16 protein-coding genes are annotated in these 17,572 nt (G+C 71.4%); 11 read left to right on the top strand and 5 right to left on the bottom strand.

Annotated features, from left to right (window positions below; all coding sequences use genetic code 11):
* Positions 1–7: 7 nt before the first annotated feature.
* A complete protein-coding gene (locus tag BDW27_RS03055) occupies positions 8–1,633 on the bottom strand; it encodes a carboxyl transferase domain-containing protein (RefSeq protein WP_370446412.1) in 1,626 nt (541 codons plus the stop codon).
* A gap of 121 nt (positions 1,634–1,754) precedes the next feature.
* Here BDW27_RS03055 and BDW27_RS03050 point away from each other — a divergent pair, with 121 nt between their 5' ends.
* Positions 1,755–2,360, top strand: coding sequence for a TetR/AcrR family transcriptional regulator (locus tag BDW27_RS03050; RefSeq protein WP_017546778.1), 606 nt, complete (start codon positions 1,755–1,757; stop codon positions 2,358–2,360).
* Between the two features lie 105 nt (positions 2,361–2,465).
* A complete protein-coding gene (locus BDW27_RS03045; RefSeq protein WP_110048147.1) occupies positions 2,466–3,932 on the top strand; it encodes a catalase in 1,467 nt (488 codons plus the stop codon).
* A 76-nt stretch (positions 3,933–4,008) separates the two neighbouring features.
* On the opposite strand, the gene BDW27_RS03040 is transcribed toward BDW27_RS03045, so the two are convergent.
* Complete coding sequence (locus tag BDW27_RS03040; RefSeq protein ID WP_110048146.1) at positions 4,009–4,521, bottom strand: hypothetical protein; 513 nt, start codon at positions 4,519–4,521, stop codon at positions 4,009–4,011.
* A gap of 303 nt (positions 4,522–4,824) precedes the next feature.
* On the opposite strand from BDW27_RS03040, the gene BDW27_RS03035 reads away from it, so the two are divergent.
* A complete protein-coding gene (locus tag BDW27_RS03035) occupies positions 4,825–6,201 on the top strand; it encodes an NAD(P)/FAD-dependent oxidoreductase (RefSeq protein ID WP_040694821.1) in 1,377 nt (458 codons plus the stop codon).
* Here the strand turns inward: BDW27_RS03035 and BDW27_RS03030 are convergent.
* Together BDW27_RS03030 and BDW27_RS03025 are read right to left on the bottom strand one after the other, a co-directional pair.
* Positions 6,186–6,884, bottom strand: a complete 699-nt coding sequence (locus BDW27_RS03030; RefSeq protein WP_110048145.1) for a metal-sensitive transcriptional repressor family protein — start codon at positions 6,882–6,884, stop codon at positions 6,186–6,188. The genes BDW27_RS03035 and BDW27_RS03030 overlap by 16 nt on opposite strands.
* Before the next feature lie 70 nt (positions 6,885–6,954).
* On the bottom strand, positions 6,955–7,245 hold the full coding sequence (locus BDW27_RS03025; RefSeq protein WP_017546773.1) for a metal-sensitive transcriptional regulator: 291 nt from the start codon (positions 7,243–7,245) through the stop codon (positions 6,955–6,957).
* A 455-nt stretch (positions 7,246–7,700) separates the two neighbouring features.
* Here BDW27_RS03025 and BDW27_RS03020 point away from each other — a divergent pair, with 455 nt between their 5' ends.
* The 5 genes from BDW27_RS03020 to BDW27_RS03000 all read left to right on the top strand — a co-directional run bounded on the left by BDW27_RS03020 (position 7,701) and on the right by BDW27_RS03000 (position 13,206).
* Positions 7,701–7,946, top strand: a complete 246-nt coding sequence (locus BDW27_RS03020; RefSeq protein WP_110048144.1) for a DUF2630 family protein — start codon at positions 7,701–7,703, stop codon at positions 7,944–7,946.
* 111 nt (positions 7,947–8,057) lie between these two features.
* Positions 8,058–8,750: a DUF4126 domain-containing protein gene (locus BDW27_RS03015; RefSeq protein WP_110048143.1), complete on the top strand. Its 693-nt coding sequence runs from the start codon at positions 8,058–8,060 to the stop codon at positions 8,748–8,750.
* Between the two features lie 84 nt (positions 8,751–8,834).
* Positions 8,835–9,512 (top strand): HAD family hydrolase, encoded by a 678-nt coding sequence (locus BDW27_RS03010; RefSeq protein WP_110048142.1) that lies wholly within the window; start codon positions 8,835–8,837, stop codon positions 9,510–9,512.
* Between the two features lie 212 nt (positions 9,513–9,724).
* A complete protein-coding gene (locus tag BDW27_RS03005) occupies positions 9,725–11,776 on the top strand; it encodes an acetoacetate--CoA ligase (protein WP_110048141.1) in 2,052 nt (683 codons plus the stop codon).
* 131 nt (positions 11,777–11,907) lie between these two features.
* Positions 11,908–13,206, top strand: a complete 1,299-nt coding sequence (locus tag BDW27_RS03000; protein ID WP_110048140.1) for a heparan-alpha-glucosaminide N-acetyltransferase domain-containing protein — start codon at positions 11,908–11,910, stop codon at positions 13,204–13,206.
* 39 nt (positions 13,207–13,245) lie between these two features.
* Here the strand turns inward: BDW27_RS03000 and BDW27_RS02995 are convergent, their stop codons facing one another.
* Entirely contained in the window at positions 13,246–13,935 is a 690-nt protein-coding gene (locus BDW27_RS02995; protein ID WP_017546767.1) for a hypothetical protein, read from the bottom strand.
* A 324-nt stretch (positions 13,936–14,259) separates the two neighbouring features.
* Between BDW27_RS02995 and deoC the strand changes: the two genes are divergently transcribed.
* From deoC to BDW27_RS02980, 3 genes are read left to right on the top strand one after another with little or no spacing between them, the layout of a single operon-like run.
* Positions 14,260–15,207, top strand: coding sequence for a deoxyribose-phosphate aldolase (gene deoC, locus BDW27_RS02990; RefSeq protein ID WP_110048139.1), 948 nt, complete (start codon positions 14,260–14,262; stop codon positions 15,205–15,207).
* A gap of 3 nt (positions 15,208–15,210) precedes the next feature.
* On the top strand, positions 15,211–16,641 hold the full coding sequence (locus BDW27_RS02985) for an aldehyde dehydrogenase family protein (protein WP_017546765.1): 1,431 nt from the start codon (positions 15,211–15,213) through the stop codon (positions 16,639–16,641).
* Entirely contained in the window at positions 16,634–17,566 is a 933-nt protein-coding gene (locus BDW27_RS02980; RefSeq protein WP_110048138.1) for an aldehyde dehydrogenase, read from the top strand. The genes BDW27_RS02985 and BDW27_RS02980 overlap by 8 nt, the downstream gene beginning before the upstream one ends.
* Positions 17,567–17,572: the final 6 nt, after the last annotated feature.

The raw sequence follows: 17,572 nt of genomic DNA, 5'->3' as shown, positions 1-17,572 counted from the left end.
GGGTTCCTCACATCCGGAAGACGCCGTAGCCGACCGGCTCCAGGGGCGCGTGGCGGGCGGCGGACAGGGCCATGGCGAGCACGTCGCGGGTGTCGGCGGGGTCGATGACGCCGTCGTCCCACAGGCGCGCGGTGGAGTAGTACGGGCTGCCCTGTTCCTCGTACTGGTCGCGGATGGGCGCCTTGAAGGCCTCCTCGTCCACGGCCGACCACTCCTCGCCGCGCGCCGTCATCTGGTCGCGGCGCACGGTGGACAGCACCGACGCGGCCTGTTCCCCGCCCATGACGGAGATGCGGGCGTTGGGCCACATCCACAGGAAGCGGGGCGAGTACGCGCGGCCGCACATGGAGTAGTTGCCCGCGCCGAAGGACCCGCCGATCACCACGGTGAACTTCGGGACACGGGCACAGGCCACGGCGGTGACCATCTTGGCGCCGTGCTTGGCGATGCCGCCCGCCTCGTAGTCGCGGCCGACCATGAACCCGGAGATGTTCTGGAGGAAGACCAGCGGGATGGAACGCCGGTCGCACAGTTCGATGAAGTGCGCGCCCTTGAGGGCGGACTCGGCGAACAGGATGCCGTTGTTGGCGACGATTCCCACCGGGTGCCCGTTGACGCGTGCGAACCCGGTGACCAGGGTGGTGCCGTATTCGGACTTGAACTCGGTGAACTCGCTGCCGTCCACGACGCGGCCGATGACCTCGCGCACGTCGTAGGGGGTGCGGGTGTCAGCGGGGACCACACCGTAGAGCTCCTCGGGGTCCAGCGCCGGCGGGCGGGGTTCGCGGGTCTCCCAGGCCGGGGGGTCCAGCGGGCCCAGGGTGTCGACGATCCGCCGCACCTTGGTGAGGGCGTCGGCGTCGTCGTCGGCGAGGTGGTCGGTGACCCCGGAGACCCGCGAGTGCAGGTCGCCGCCGCCCAGCTCCTCGGCGGTGACGACCTCGCCGGTGGCCGCCTTCACCAGGGGCGGGCCACCGAGGAAGATGGTGCCCTGCTCGCGGACGATCACCGCCTCGTCGCTCATCGCCGGGACGTAGGCGCCGCCCGCCGTGCACGAGCCCAGGACCGCCGCGATCTGCGGGATGCCCGCCCGGGACATGGTGGCCTGGTTGTAGAAGATGCGGCCGAAGTGCTCGCGGTCGGGGAAGACGTCGTCCTGCATGGGCAGGAACGCGCCACCGGAGTCGGCCAGGTACACGCAGGGGAGGCGGTTGTGCAGCGCCACCTCCTGGGCGCGCAGGTGCTTCTTGACCGTCATCGGGTAGTAGCTGCCGCCCTTGACGGTGGCGTCGTTGGCCACCACCACGGTGGCACGCCCGGCCACGCGGCCGATCCCGGCGATCATCCCGGCCCCGGGGGCGTCCTGGCCGTCCCTTCCGTAGAGGCCGTAGGCGGCCAGCGGGGCGATCTCCAGGAACGGGGAACCGGGGTCCAGGAGGAGGTCGACGCGGTCGCGGGGGAGGAGCTTGCCGCGCTCGACGTGACGCGCTCTGGTCTTCTCGGGGCCGCCGAGGGCCGCGGTCGCGATCCGCTCCCGCAGCTCCAGCGAGAGCGCGCGGTTCGCGGCGTCGTTGGCGGCGAACGCGGGCCCGGCGGTGTCTACCGCCGAACCGAGCACAGGTGCCCTGCTCATGGTGTCCTCTCGTGGAGGGATGTTAATGCTCACTAACAGAGGTGATGTTAGTAACTACTAACATGGGTGTCCAGGGTCCGGGTGGCGCGGACCACGCGGACGGGCGGCGAGAGGCGGACGGATGGCGACGGCACCCCAGGGTCAGCGGCCCACGGGCGAGCGGAGAACGGCGATCCTGGGTGCGGCGGCCCGGCTCTTCGCCGCGCACGGCTACCGGGGTGTGACCATCGACGACCTCGGGCGCGCCGTGGGCACCACGGGGCCCGCCCTCTACCGGCACTTCCCCGGTAAGGAGGCGCTGCTCGGCGAGGTCCTCGTGGACATCAGCGAACGCCTCGCCAGTCGGGGACGCGAGCTCGTCACCGGCGCGGACGGCCCCGAGGAGGCCCTGGAGGCCCTGCTGCGCGGGCACATCGAGTTCTCCCTCGGGGAACCCGACCTCATCACCGTGCACGACCGCGAACTGGTCAACCTCACCGACGACGACCGCCGCCGGGTCCGCCGCCTCCAGCGCGGTTACGTGGAGGAGTGGGTGACCGTCCTCGTCGAACTCCGCCCGGGGTCCCCGCGCGCCGACCTGCGGGCCTCGGTGCACGCCGCGTTCGGTCTGCTCAACTCCACCCCGCACAGCCGGGGCCCGCTGTCCCGGGGCGCGATGTCCGCCCTGCTGCTGCGGATGGGATCCGCCGCCCTGCTCGCCGAGGACCCCGCGCCAAAGCCGAGTTGAAACCCGCAGGTACATGGCTTGACCCTCACGTGGGTAGGCCCGCGCACGAGTCTCCCGGACCGACATCCGGGACGCGCGCGTCCACTTCCACAAGGGGGATCGTTCATGGTCGACAAGCGACCGGAGTCCGAGCGCACCACCACCAACGCGGGTATCCCCGCACCCAGCGACGAACACTCACTGACTGTGGGCAGCGACGGCCCCATCGTCCTCCACGACGCCTACCTCGTCGAGAAGATGGCCCACTTCAACCGTGAGCGAGTGCCCGAACGGGTGGTGCACGCCAAGGGCAGCGGTGCCTATGGCACGTTCCAGGTGACCAACGACGTCAGCGAGTACACCTGCGCCGACCTCTTCCAACCGGGGCGTCGAACCCCGATGCTGGCCCGCTTCTCCACGGTGGCCGGGGAGATGGGCAGCCCCGACACCTGGCGCGACCCGCGCGGGTTCGCGCTCAAGTTCTACACGCGCGAGGGCAACTTCGACATGGTCGGCAACAACACGCCGGTCTTCTTCGTGCGGGACCCCCAGAAGTTCCAGGACTTCATCCGCTCCCAGAAGCGCGACCCCCGCACGGGCCTGCGCGACAACACCATGCAGTGGGACTTCTGGTCGCTGTCGCCGGAGACCTCGCACCAGGTGACCTGGCTGATGGGTGACCGGGGCGTTCCGAGGACCTGGCGCAACATGGACGGGTTCAGCTCGCACACGTACCAGTGGATCAATGCCAAGGGGCAGCGGTTCTGGGTCAAGTACCACTTCCGCACCGACCAGGGCAACGACTTCCTCACCCAGGAGGAGTCGGACCGCGTGGCCGGTGAGGACGCCGACCACCACCGCCGCGACCTGTTCGAGGCGATCGAACGCGGGGACCACCCGTCGTGGACGCTGAGCATGCAGATCATGCCCATCGACGAGGCGGCGGGCTACCGGTACAACCCCTTCGACCTCACCAAGGTGTGGCCCAAGGGCGACTACCCGCTGATCGAGGTCGGGCGGATGACCCTGGACCGCAACCCGGACAACCACTTCATCCACATCGAACAGGCCGCCTTCGAGCCGTCCAACATGGTGCCGGGCACCGGCGCCTCCCCGGACAAGATGCTGCTGGGCCGCATGTTCTCCTACCCCGACACCCACCGCTACCGGATCGGGGTCAACTACGACGAACTCCCGCCCAACCGTCCCCACGCGCCGGTGCGCTCCTACGGCAAGGACGGGGCGATGCGCCACTACGCCCCGGACACCGGGCAGGTCTACCACCCCAACTCCTACGGCGGCCCCGACGCCGCGCGCCAGGAGGGCGTGGAGGAGGCCGGGTGGAAGGTGGAGGCCTCCGAACTCCTGCGGGAGGCCTACCGGCTGCGCGAGGACGACGACAACGTCTCCCAGCCGCGCGCGCTGATCCGCGACGTCATGGACGACGCCGCTCGTGCCCGGCTGGTCTCCAACATCGTGGGCCACGTGAGCGCGGTCACCGACGAGGGGATCCTCCAGCGCGCCCTGAAGTACTGGAGCGACATCGATCCCGGGATCGGCGCCCGTGTGGCCGAGGGGGTCAACCGGAGCTGACCCTCCGGGGCCGGGACGGCAGACGGAAGGGGGCGGGTGGCCACGATCACCCGCCCCCCTCACGTGCGAACCGGTCCTACCTGAGGCCGACGCCGCCCACGACGTCCTCCACCGGCTGGGTGACGTCGCCGGTGTCCGGGGCCTCGGCCGGGAGCTGGCCGGTGACCTCGTCGGTGGCGACCGGGGCCTCCTCCGCGCTGACGGGAAGGTTCTCGGTGGCGACCGGGAGCTCGAGCGCCGCCAGGGCCGCGGTCGGGTCCTCCAGTTCCATGAGCGCCTGGAGCGACTTCAGGGAGTCGGCGTCGCTGAGCAGCGCGACGGCCTCCTCGTCGGCCAGGATCTCCTGGACCTGGGGGTTCGCGAGCAGGGCCTCGGCCTCGGGCGAGAGGTTCTCGACGGAGCCGGTGGCCTCCTCCGCGGGCTGCGCGGCCTCCTCGGCGGGCTGGGCGACCTCACCTGCGGGCTGGGAGACCTCCCCCACCGGCTGGGCGACCTCGTCCTTCGGGTCGGCCTGGGCCGCTCCGACGCCGACGAAGGTCATTCCCCCGGCCAGTACAGCGGCGGTGGTGATCCTGGTGAAGGCACGCATATGCGTTCCTTACCCCTCTCTGTGACACGGGTCAGCACGTTCCGTAAGTGCATGACCACACATAGTCATCTAGTCTCAGGTTCAGGACACCAAGAGCGGGTTTCGCCCCCGTGAAGTCACCGTATGTCTTTCGGGCCGTGTGCCAATGGCGGACAAAGTCCCCGGAACGACTCGTGTGGGAGTGAGGGGAAACCACCGCCTCGCCCGTACATTCGGCAGCGGTGAAGTGGGTACGCCCGCGATCGACGGCCCACAGACGCGTCAGGCGTCCCGCCCCCGACCCGAAGAAGGAGCGGTGTACCTATGTCTCGGCCTCGAATCGTGGTGGTCGGATCGGGTTTCGGTGGATTTCACACCATCCGTCACCTGGAACGACGCATTCCCGCGGGAGCGGCGGACATCGCCCTCGTGGCACCACACGACTACATGCTCTACAGCCCGCTGCTGCCGCAGGTGGCCTCCGGTCTGCTCACCCCGCAGTCGGTCGTCATGTCGGTGCACCGGCTCACCAAGCAGACCCGGCTCGTCCCCGGGCACGCCGTCGGGGTGGACACCCGCCACCGCACGGTGGTGGTGCGCAGGCCCACCGGTGAGCTCGCACCCTGCCGTTACGACCGGCTCGTCCTCGCCCCGGGCTCCATGACCCGGGAGTTCGACATCCCCGGGCTCACCGAGCACGCCTACGGTGCCAAGACCCTCGCGGAGGCGGTGCTGCTGCGCGACCACGTCCTCTCCCAGCTGGAACTGGCCAACGACTCGCGCGACCCGGTCGAGCGGGAGGAGCGCTGCCGGTTCGTCGTGGTCGGTGGCGGCTACACCGGGGTGGAGACCGCGGCCTCGCTCATGCGGCTCTGCCAGGAGGCCGCCCAGCGCTACCCCGAACTCCGCTCGGTCATCCGCTGGCACCTCGTCGACATCGCTCCGAAGGTCCTGCCCCAGCTCGGCGACCGGCTCGGCCGCAAGGCCGTCGACCTGCTCCGCAACCTCGGGATCGAGGTGAAGATGAAGGTCAGCGTCCGCGAGGTGACCGCAGACAAGGTGGTGCTCACCGACGGCCGAGCCCTCCCTTGCCGCACCCTCATCTGGACGGCGGGCATCACGCCCAGCCCGCTGATGGAGACCCTTGGCAAACCGACCCAGGCCGGGCGCCTGGAGGTCGGCACCGACCTGGCCGTACCCGGCCAGCCCGACGTGTTCGCGATCGGTGACGCCGCAGCGGTGCCCAACCTCTCGCACACCGACAGCGCCTACTGCCCGCCCACCGCCCAGTACGCCAGCCGGCAGGCCTCCACAGCGGCCGAGAACGTCGTGAACTCGGTGCTCGGGCGGCCGCTGAAGGAGTTCCGCCACCACGACATGGGCCTGGTCGTGGACCTGAGCGGGCGCGACGCGCTGGCCCGGATCATGCAGTTCGACCTCAGCGGTCTGCCCGCGCTGGCGGCCACGCGCGGCTACCACGTGGCCTCGGTCCCGTCCGGGACCGCGCGAGCCCGTATCGTCGCGAACTGGGGCATCCGCGCCTTCCTTGGCAGTGAGGTGTCCCGGATGGGGTTCGCCGACGACGGCCGGCCGTCGTCGTTCGTGGCCAACGAGGCCGTCGACTACCTGGACGCGGGGACGTCCCGTTCCGAGGGCGCCCGCCTTCTCGACAACGAACGGGAGCGCTACGGCGAGGACTGATCCGCGCCCCCGTTGGGGGAGGGGGTGCGGGACCGGCGCCAGCGGCGGACGACCACGAGGGCGGTGGCGCCCGTGAGGACCACGACCGCCAGGATGACGAGCCAGGTCCCCGTCCCCGAAACCAGGGACTCGGCGTACCGGCGGCTGGTCGAGGTCGGATCGGCCAGGACCGCTGCGACGAAGACGGCGGACAGGACGGTGGTGGCCGCGGCCACCACCGTCCCGCGTGTCCCGGTCAGTCCCAACCGGCGGCGCAGCACCCCGCCGGCCTCGACGATCCGGGTGACACGGAGCAGGCGCAGGGTTCCGGCCGCGCGCAGCAGGCGCAGGACCTGGGCGGGCCCGAGTGCGAAGACCACGGCGGGCAGCGTCACCGCCGCCACGAACGTGCTCCACTTGTGGGTGCGCAGCCAGCCGAGCTTGTTCTCGGCCAGCGCGATGAGCAGGATCCACTCGGCCCACAGGACCAGCCCGGCCAGCCAGTTGACCCGGTGCCCGAGCTCTGCCCACCGGTCCTCGCCCCACATGCCGAGGAAGACCGCCGGGACGGAGACCACCGCGCAGAGCAGGACCGGCAGCGCCAGGCGGCGTTCCAGCGTGCGGGCGAGCCCGTTCTCCTCGGTGGCCCGGTGGTCGGCGGAGGTTTCGTCGAAGGTGCGTTCAGGGGGGTCTTCGGGGGGCATACCGGTACGTTAGCCCTGGTGTGGGCGCGGGAGGACGGATGGCCGGGACCGGTCGCGGCGGTCCCGTCGGTCAGGAGCGGACCAGGCGGGCGATCGCGTCGGAGGCCTCGCGCACCTTCTCGTCGGCCTCGTCGCCGCCGTTGGCCACGGCGTGCGCCACGCAGTGCTTGAGGTGCTCGTCCAGCATGGACAGGGCGAAGGAGCGCAGCGCCTTGTTGACCGCGGAGGTCTGGGTGAGGATGTCGATGCAGTACTGGTCGTCCTCGACCATCCGCTGGAGACCCCGGATCTGCCCCTCGATACGGCGGAGCCGGTTGATGTGGCTCTGCTTGTCGTCGCTGTAACCGTGGTTCGCCGCCATGCCACCGTCTCCGTGTCGTTCCTGCTCAGCTGCCATAACAATACCCCCTCAAGGTATTCAAGCGGGGAGCTTCGCGGTCTATTCCGCGCTTCCGGCCGTCGACCGGCGAACCATTTGTCACCAACCAGGCCGTACGAGAAGTTTCCCAGACCGCGGGGGTCGGCCGCCCCGCCGTCAGCGGCCGTCGAGGGTCCCGTTCTACGCGTCCTCGGTCTGGGGGCTGCTCGCGCCGGACCCGTGTGTACGGCGGAGGGGTGGTCCGCAGCGGCCCCGCCCCACTCGACGAGCCCACGCCGAGCGCGGGCGGCGCGGTCGCCTCCCCGGTCGCCGACCGCGTCGCCCACGGAGTCCCCCGGGGCAGCCCGCGTGGCCGCGCGTAAACGTTCGGTCTGACCTGGGCAATCCCGGGACCGGGACTCTTGCCCCGGTCCCGGAGCCGCGCGGACCATGACGGTATGAGCGACAACCCCGAGCAGGACATCATGACGACCATCCGCGGCCTGATGGACGAGGAGCACGCGCTCCGCTCCACCCAGGGAGGACTCGACCCGGAGGAACGGAGCCGGATGAGGGAGGTCCAGGAGTCCCTCGACCAGTGCTGGGACCTCCTCCGTCAGCGCCGGGCCCGCAGCGAGTACGACCAGGACCCCGAGGAGGCCCGCGTCCGGCCCGTCTCCGAGGTGAGGAACTACCGGCAGTAGCCGAGCAGGAGCACGCAACCAGCGGCCCTCCACCGGCGTCACAGAAGAGTCGGTGCCGGTCCACGCACCCGGACCGGCACCGCCCCTGTCCGGCGCGCACGGAGGAATCCCTTGTTCGCTTCCCTCACCGGCCTCGGCCTGGCCTCGGCCGCCGGTCTCAACGCCTACGTCCCCCTGCTGGTGATCGGGCTGCTGGCCCGCTACACCGAGATCATCCCGCTCACCCCCGCCTGGGCCTGGCTGGAGCACCCAGCCACGCTCGTCTGCCTCGGCGTGCTGCTCGTCGTCGAGTTCGTGGCCGACAAGGTGCCCGCACTCGACAGCGTCAACGACGTGGTGCAGACCGTCATCCGGCCCACCTCGGGCGGGATCACCTTCGGCGCCGGTGCCTCGGCGGTCCAACTCTCCGAGATCACCGAGATCTCCGGCGAGGCCTCGGGCATGGCGACCACCGCTGGCGGCATCGCCTGGGGAGCGGTGATCGTCGGGGTCGTGATCGCCCTGCTCTTCCATCTGGCCAAGGCGCTGGCCCGCCCGGTGGTCAACACCCTCACACTCGGCCTGGGCGCTCCGGTGGTCTCCTTCCTGGAGGACGTCGCCAGCTTCCTCACCGCGCTGATGGCGGTGCTGCTGCCCGTTCTCATCGTGGTGGTGTTCCCGCTGATGGTGGTGCTCGGCGTGTGGGCGGCGCGCAAGGGCCGCAGGGCGCGGGAACAGCGCAGGGCCGAACGAGCGGCGCGACGGAACGGGACCGGGACCGGTGCCCACTCCCCACCGGGGCGCGCAGACCAGGACCGGCAGTGACTCCCACTCTGGCCAGCGCCGACGCGGCCGGGGTGGCGGAAAACGCATATCGGTGACGGGTCGGGGGGTCGTACAGTGCTCCCAATGGCTGAGATGACTTCCGCGAATCCGAACACCCACCACATCGTCTGGGACTGGAACGGCACCCTCCTGGACGACAACCACGCCAACCTGGCGGCCGTCAACGCGGTGTGCGCCCAGTTCGGCCGTGAGCCGGTCGAGATGGACCACTGGCGCACCGTCTTCCGCCGCCCCCTCATCCCCTGCTACGAGGAGCTCCTCGGCCGGAGCCTCTCCGCCGAGGAGTGGGAGCGCATCGAGAAGCTCTACGACAGCAGCTACCTGGAGTACCTGCACACCTGTGAGCTGGCCGCGGGCGTTCCTGACGTCCTGCTCCAGTGGGCCGGGAGCGGCCGGACCCAGTCCCTGCTGTCCATGGCCACCCACGACCACCTGGTGCCGCTCATCACCGAACGCGGGCTGAACGACCACTTCACGCGGGTCGACGGACGCAAGTTCGACACCGAGCACGACTCCAAGGCCGAACACCTCGTCCACCACCTGGAGCAGCAGGGCCTGGACCCCGCGCGCGTCGTCCTCATCGGCGACATCGACGACGACGCCCGCGCGGCCCGTGAGGCCGGGGCCCAGACCGTCCTGGTCGCCAGCGGGCTGATGGCCCGCGAGCGCCTGGAGGCCACGGGCGCCCTCGTCGTCGACACCCCGACGGACGCCGTCGCCGCCGTACGCCGACTCGGCTGAACCCCGTCCCCCGACGCGGTCAACGTGGCCCGCCCACCCAATGACACGCTTCGGGGGTGGGCGGGCCACGCTGGTGCTCCCCAGCGGTGACCTGCGTACTTCGTGCCCGCCTCGCGCAGCCGTTAGGCCGGACCGGCCCGTGGCGCCGATGATGGTGTGCTGTTAGATGTGTCTCACAGCAACACACAGCGACGCGATTGGGAAGGCCTTCAATGACGGAGAGCAGCGTGCCCCGTGTGCTCTGGGAGCCCGGTGAGGACCGGATCGAGTCCTCCAACATCGTCGCGTTCGCCCGGTGGGCCGAGCGTGAACAGGGCGTCAGGGCCTTCGGCGAGGGCGCCTCCACCGCCGCCCCGGACTTCGACTACGACGCCCTGTGGCGCTGGTCGGTCACCGACGTCGACGGGTTCTGGGCGTCCGTCTGGGAGTACTTCGGCGTCCGCTCCGCCACTCCGTACGAGCGGGTCCTGGCCGACCGGAGCATGCCCGGCGCCCGCTGGTTCCCCGGCGCCACGCTCAACTACGCCGAGCACGTCTTCGAGGGACGCGACCCCGGTGAGGTCGCCATCCGCCACGCCACCGAACTCCGCGCGCTCGGCTCCTGGACCTGGGGCGACCTGCGCGAGCGCACCGCCGCGATCGCCGCCGGGCTCCGTGAGCTCGGGGTGGGGAAGGGCGACCGGGTGGCCGCCTACCTGCCCAACCTGCCCGAGACCGCCGCCGCGTTCTACGCTGTCGCCTCCCTCGGCGCGATCTGGTCCTCCTGCTCGCCCGACTTCGGCGTGCGCAGCGTGATCGACCGCTTCGCCCAGATCGAACCCAAGGTCCTGCTCGCCGTCGACGGCTACCGGTACGCGGGCAAGGACTTCGACCGGCGTCCGGTCGTGGAGGAGCTGCGCGCCGCGCTCCCCACCGTCGAGCACACCGTCCTCCTCGACTACCTGAGCCCCGGGGCCGCCCTCGACGGCACGCTGCCGTGGGACCGTCTCACCGAGAGCGGGGCGGGCGCCGAACTCACCTTCACCCCGGTCCCGTTCGACCACCCCCTGTGGGTCCTGTACTCCTCGGGGACCACCGGTCTGCCCAAGGCGATCGTCCAGGGGCACGGCGGCATCCTCCTCGAACAGCTCAAGAACCTGAACCTGCACCTGGACGCCCAGTCGCACGACCGGGTCCTCTGGTTCACCACGACCGGCTGGATGATGTGGAACTTCCTGGTCAGCGTGCTCCTGACCAGGGCCTCCATCGTGCTGTACGACGGCAGCCCCGCCCACCCGTCACCGTCCGCGGACGACGCCGGGGCGCCGCAGGCCGCGGGCCCCGCCTCGCCCGACCTGGGCTCCCTGTGGGACCTGGCCGCCGAAGCGGGGGTGACGGTCTTCGGTACCAGCGCGGGGTACCTGTCCTCCTGCATGAAGGAGGGCGTGCACCCCACGCGGGGCCGCGACCTGTCCGCGCTCAAGGCGATCGGATCCACCGGCTCCCCGCTCAGCCCCGAGGCGTTCACCTGGGTCTACGAGGAGTTCGGCGACGACCTGTGGCTCTTCTCCACCAGCGGCGGCACGGACATCTGTAGCTGTCTGGTGGGCGGGACCCCCACCCTGCCCGTGTACGAGGGCGAGATCCAGTCGCGCGGGCTGGGCATGGCCGTGGCCTCCTGGGACCCGGACGGCAACGAACTGGTCGGCGAGGTCGGGGAACTCGTGGTCACCGAACCCGCCCCGTCCATGCCGGTGTTCCTCTGGGGCGACACCGACGGCGAGAGGCTCAGGGACAGCTACTTCTCCGTCTACCCGGGCATCTGGCGGCACGGTGACTGGATCGAGATCACCGACCGGGGCACCGCGATCATCTACGGCCGCTCGGACTCCACCATCAACCGGGGCGGCGTCCGCATGGGCACCAGCGAGATCTACCGCGCGGTCCTGGCCCTGGACGACGTGGTGGACGCCCTGGTCGTGGACGTGCCCCAACAGGACGGGTCCTCCCGCATCGAGCTGTTCACGGTGCTGCGCGAGGGGGCCGACCTGGAGGGCGGCCTGCCCAAGGAGATCGCCCGCCGGATCCGGACGGACTGCTCGCCCCGGCACGTGCCCGACCGGGTCCGCGTGATCGCGTCGGTGCCGCGCACACTGTCCGGCAAGGTGCTGGAGGTTCCGGTCAAGCGCATCCTCATGGGGGAGGACCCCAGGAAGGTGGCCAGCCGGGACTCGCTGTCCAACCCGGAGGCGCTGGACCACTTCAGCGAGCTGGTCGACGACTGAGCCCGAGGGCGGCGCCCGGCGCCGCTCGTACCGGGCCCGGAGGAACACCCCCTCTCCGGGCCCGGTCAGGGGCCCGTGGCCGGGAGTGGCCTTCGCTCGCCGCCGGACAGAGCCGGGCGTAGCCTGACAACGTGCCACAGAACCGATCCGACCGCTCCCCGTCCGCCAGCACGCCCTCCCCGGACCGGCGCCGCATCGACGGCATCGACGCCGCGCGGGCGCTCGCGGTCTTCGGGATGTTCGCCGTCCACCTCGGGGTCGTCTCCTTCGGCCTGCTGCCGGAGGAACAGGGGTGGGAGTTGCACAGCCTCGTGCGCGGCAACTCCTCGGCCCTCTTCGCCTTCCTCGCCGGGGTCTCCCTGGCCCTGATGACCGGACGCACCCGTCCCGTCGGGGGCGATCCGCTGCGCCGGGCGGTCGTGCGCATCCTGGCCCGCGCCCTGCTGATCGGACTGCTGGGGTTCGTCCTGGACGCGTTCGCCGTGCCGGTGGCGATCATCCTCACCTACTACGCCGGGTTCTTCGTGCTGGCCCTGCCGCTGCTGCGGGCGCGGGCGGCCCTGTTGTGGGTGTCGGCCGCCGCCCTGGCGCTGTTCGGCCCGGTGGTGTCCTTCCTGCTGCGCGCGGAGTACTTCCCGGGAGGGATCCGCACCAGCGCGGTCAGCTCGTTCACCGAGTTCCTCCTCACCGGCTACTACCCGGCGATCACCTTCATGGCGTTCGTGATCGCGGGCATGGCGGTGGGCCGCACGGACCTGACCTCCGCCGTGGTGCGGGTCCGGATGGCGGTCGGCGGCGCGGTCATGGCGGCCTCGGGCTACCTGGGCTCCTGGGCCCTCCTGTACCCGCTGGGCGGCCTGGACCGGCTGACCGAGGCGGAGAACCCCTTCCTCGACGGCCGCCCGCTGAGCTCCCTCGATCCGCAGTACGCCGAGGACCTGCGCTACGCCACGACGGACCACGCCCACAGCATCAGCGGCCAGGTGCCCACCGACTCCTGGTGGTGGCTGGCGGTGAACACCCCGCACACGGGCACGACCTTCGAGATCCTCGAAGCGGTGGGGCAGGCCCTGGTCGTGCTGGTCGTGTGCATGCTGCTCGCCGAGCGCCTGCCGCGCCTGCTGTACCCGCTGACGTCCGTGGGCCGGATGCCCCTGACCGTCTACTCGGGGCACATCCTGGTCCTCGCGGTGATCGTGGCCCTGCACCCGGACGGCTCCGCGAGCGGCCCCTGGTACCTGGAGCTGTTCATCCTCGGGGCGCTGGTCTTCGCGAGCCTGTGGCGATGGGGCGTGGGCCGGGGACCGCTGGAGACCGGCCTGGGCTCCTTCGCGGACGCCGCCGTCAGCTTCGTGGAGGGCGGCCGGTCCGACGGCGGAGGGCTCGGCGGCCAGGGCCCCGGCCCTGGAGCGGCACCGCGGGCGGACTGACGGGGCCGACCCGCGGACCGCCGCGGGCGCGGTCCCGGATCAGCGCTGGTCCTCCGGCCGGGTGATGTGCGCGGAGGTGCGGTCCTGGTGCGCCAGGGTGTCCGTGGTGGTGCGCGTGTTCTGCCGGATCAGGCGGCGGGCGTCGTCCGCCGCCGAGCGCGCCACCGCCGGGCTGGCCACGGGCCGCGCCGACAGCTCGGTGTCCTCGGGCAGGCCGATGTCCATCGGCAGTCCGGCCCGGCTGATCACTCGCAGCTGCGCCGACTCCTGCGACTGGGAGGGCCGGATGTCCCCGTCCGGGGTCTTCCACGCCGACAACCGGTGCGCGAACCAGGCGGCACCCCGGTAGTCCGGGCCGCTCTCCCAGTCCACACCGTCCGGGCGGTGGGCCAGTGCGTGCTGGAGGTCGGCCAGGGTCCAGCCGGCGGAGAAGAACCGGGCGCTCTCGTTCCTGAGGGCGGCGAAGTCCACCCCGCGTAGGGAGGTGTCCTCCCGGCGCAGCAGCTCGCAGGCGTCGTGCACCGCGTGCGGGGTGTGCCGGGGCCGGTGCAGGGGGTCGGCCTCCGGTCTGCGCAACAGGGAGTCGTCGATGGTCACGATCACCTCGCCCCGGCGGTTGTCCCAGATGCTCACGTCCTCGCGTGCCCACCCCTGCGACTCGGCCAACGCGGTGGCCATTCTGCGCAGGTCGACCTGCCTGTCGTCACTGCTGATCCGGAACTCCGCCATGTCTCCAGGGTAGTCGCGCGCACCGGCGGAGACGGCCGGGGAAGGGCCCGGTGTCCCCGCTCAGTGGAGTGCTCCGGTCTAGACCGCAAGCCGAGCGGGCATGCCATCACGCGCGGCCAAAACGTCGTTTTTCGGGCTTTTCGCACCCACGGTTGGAGAAAAGGACGACCTCAGGGGCCCTCCACCCTTGGAGCCTTCTCCAACCTTGGGGGCGCGCACCCGCCGGGGACTGACGGCGGAGCGGCCCGGGGTTATGGTGACTGCCTGACGGCGGGGGACACCCACCCCGCGTCGAGTGAGCCCACTTGACCTGACGAGCTGTAGGTGCCCGTGCCCCACACCGCATCCGTGCCCGAGGCGACGACCAACCGCGCGCTCCGGGCCTATCTGCACGGCTTCCCGGGGGTCGACGAGGTCGGCGCCCGAGCCCGCGCCCAGGACCTGTCCACCCGGTCCATCAAGACCACCGCCAAGGCCCACGCCATCGACCTGGCCGTCTCCATGGTGGACCTGACCACCCTGGAGGGCGCCGACACGCCCGGCAAGGTCCGGGCCCTGTGCGCCAAGGCGGCCCTGCCCGACCCGACCGACCGCACCGTGCCCCACGTGGGCGCCGTCTGCGTCTACCCGGACATGGTCGCCGTCGCGGTGGAGGCGCTGCGCGGCACCGGGATCGGTGTGGCCTCGGTCGCCACCGCCTTCCCCGCCGGACGCGCCCCCCTGGACGTCAAGCTGGCCGACACCCGGCGGGCGGTCGCCGACGGCGCCAGCGAGATCGACATGGTCATCGACCGCGGGGCCTTCCTCTCCGGCGACTACCTGAAGGTGCACGAGGAGATCGTCGCGGTCAAGGAGGCCTGCGGCGACGCCCACCTGAAGGTCATCCTGGAGACCGGCGAGCTGGTCACCTACGACAACGTCCGCCGCGCCTCCCACCTGGCCATGCGCGCGGGCGGGGACTTCGTCAAGACCTCCACCGGCAAGGTGTCGCCCGCCGCGACCCTCCCGGTCACGCTGGTCATGCTGGAGGCCGTGCGCGACCACCACGCCGCCACCGGACGACGCGTCGGCGTCAAGCCCGCGGGCGGCATCCGCAACACCAAGGACGCGCTCCGCAACCTGGTCCTGGTCAACGAGACCGCGGGACCCGCGTGGCTGACCCCCGACCTGTTCCGGATCGGCGCCTCCAGCCTCCTGAACGACCTGCTCATGCAGCGCACCAGGCTGTCCACCGGCACCTACCCGGGCCCCGACTACTACACGCAGGACTGAGCCGTGATCTTCGAGTACGCGCCCGCACCGGAGTCCCGCTCCGTCGTCAGCCTGCGCGAGACCTACGACCTGTTCGTCGACGGCGAGTTCACCCCGGCCCAGAGCGGTGAGTACCTCACCACGCTCAACCCGGCCGACGAGGAGGAGCTCGCCCGGGTGGCCGTGGCCGGGGAGGCCGACGTCGACCGCGCCGTCGCCGCCGCCCGCCGGGCCCACGACACCGTGTGGGGCCGCATGAGCGGCGCCGAACGCGGCAAGTACCTGTTCCGCATCGCCCGGATCATCCAGGAACGCTCACGCGAACTGGCCGTCCTGGAGACGATGGACAACGGCAAGCCCATCAAGGAGACCCGCGACGTCGACCTCCCGCTGGTCGCCGCGCACTTCTTCTACTACGCCGGTTGGGCCGACAAGCTCGCCCACGCCGGGCTGGGCCCCGACCCCCGCCCCCTCGGCGTGGCGGCCCAGGTCATCCCGTGGAACTTCCCGCTCCTCATGCTCGCGTGGAAGGTCGCCCCGGCCCTGGCCACCGGCAACACCGTGGTGCTCAAGCCCGCCGAGACCACCCCGCTCAGCGCGCTGGTCTTCGCGGAGATCTGCCAGGAGGCGGACCTGCCCCCGGGCGTGGTCAACATCCTGACCGGCGCCGGGGACACCGGCCGGGCCCTGGTCGAGCACCCGGGCACCGACAAGGTCGCCTTCACCGGGTCGACCGGGGTCGGCCGCCAGATCGCCCGCGCCGTGGCCGGGACCGACAAGCGCGTCACCCTGGAGCTGGGCGGCAAGGGCGCCAACATCGTCTACGACGACGCCGCGATCGACCAGGCCGTGGAGGGCGTGGTCACCGGCATCTTCTTCAACCAGGGCCACGTGTGCTGCGCCGGATCGCGTCTGCTCCTCCAGGAGTCCGTCGCGGACGAGTTCCTGCCCCGCCTGAAGGAGCGCATCGCCAAGCTGCGGCTCGGTGACCCGCTGGACAAGAACACCGACATCGGAGCCATCAACTCCGCCGCGCAGCTGGAGCGGGTCCGCGAACTCACGGCCACCGCCGACGAGGAGAACGTCGAGCGCTGGTCCCCCGCCTGCGACCTGCCCGAGCGCGGCTACTGGTTCGCGCCCACCGTGCTCACCGGGGTCAGCCAGGCGCACCGGGTGGCCCGCGAGGAGATCTTCGGTCCGGTGCTGTCCGTCCTGACCTTCCGCACCCCGGAGGAGGCCGTGGCCAAGGCCAACAACACCCCCTACGGGCTCTCGGCCGGTGTGTGGACCGAGAAGGGCTCCCGCATGCTCTGGACCGCCGAGCGCCTGCGCGCCGGGGTGATCTGGTCCAACACGTTCAACAAGTTCGACCCGACCAGCCCCTTCGGCGGCTACAAGGAGTCGGGATACGGCCGCGAGGGCGGCCGCCACGGTTTGGAGGCCTACCTTGGCTGAGCGTCGCGGCAAGAAGAAGAGCACCGGCGGCGGGTCCCAGACCCCCGTCCCGGCCCGGCTCGCGGTCCGCAAGACCTACAAGCTCTACCTGGGCGGGGCCTTCCCCCGCTCGGAGTCCGGCAGGAGTTACCCCGTGACCTCAGCCGACGGCACCCACCTGGCCAACGCCTCCCTGGCCTCCCGCAAGGACGGCCGGGACGCCGTTGTCGCGGCCCGCAAGGCCTTCGGCGGCTGGTCCGGGCGCACCGCGTACAACCGGGGCCAGATCCTGTACCGGGTCGCCGAGGTCATGGAGGGGCGCCGCGAACAGTTCGCCGCGCGCCTCGTGGAGGCGGGCGACGTGACCCGGGCCGACGCCGACCGCGCCGTGTCCGCCGCCGTGGACCGCTGGGTGTACTACGCGGGCTGGACCGACAAGTTCGCCCAGGTGCTCGGCGGGGCCAACCCCGTCTCCGGGCCCTTCTACAACCACTCCGCGCCCGAACCCACCGGTGTGGTCGCGGTGTTCGCGCCCCAGCACGCCCCGCTGCTCGGGCTGACCTCGGTGGTCGCCCCGGTGATCGCCACCGGCAACACCGCCGTGGTGGTCACCTCCGAGTCCGCGCCGCTGGCCGCGATCGAGCTGGCCGAGGTGCTGGCCACCTCGGACCTGCCCGGAGGCGTGGTCAACCTGCTCACCGGGAAGGCGGGCGAGATCGGCCCGCACCTGGCCTCGCACGCCGACGTCAACGCCCTGGACCTCACGGGGGCCGGGGAGCACGCGGTGGAGTTCGAGCGGGCCGCCGCGACCACCCTCACCCGGGTGCTGCGCCCCGGACCGGAGGCCCACGGCGGGGAGGACGCCTGGCTCGGCGCCGACCCCGGGACCTCCCGGTTGACCCCTTTCCTGGAGACCAAGACGGTCTGGCATCCGGTCGGGGTGTAAGACTGA

It is taken from the genome of Nocardiopsis sp. L17-MgMaSL7 (assembly GCF_003182025.1).
Taxonomy (GTDB): domain Bacteria; phylum Actinomycetota; class Actinomycetes; order Streptosporangiales; family Streptosporangiaceae; genus Nocardiopsis; species Nocardiopsis prasina.
The sequence above is the reverse complement of the archived record's forward strand: the minus strand, read 5'-3'. Positions and strand labels throughout refer to the sequence as shown.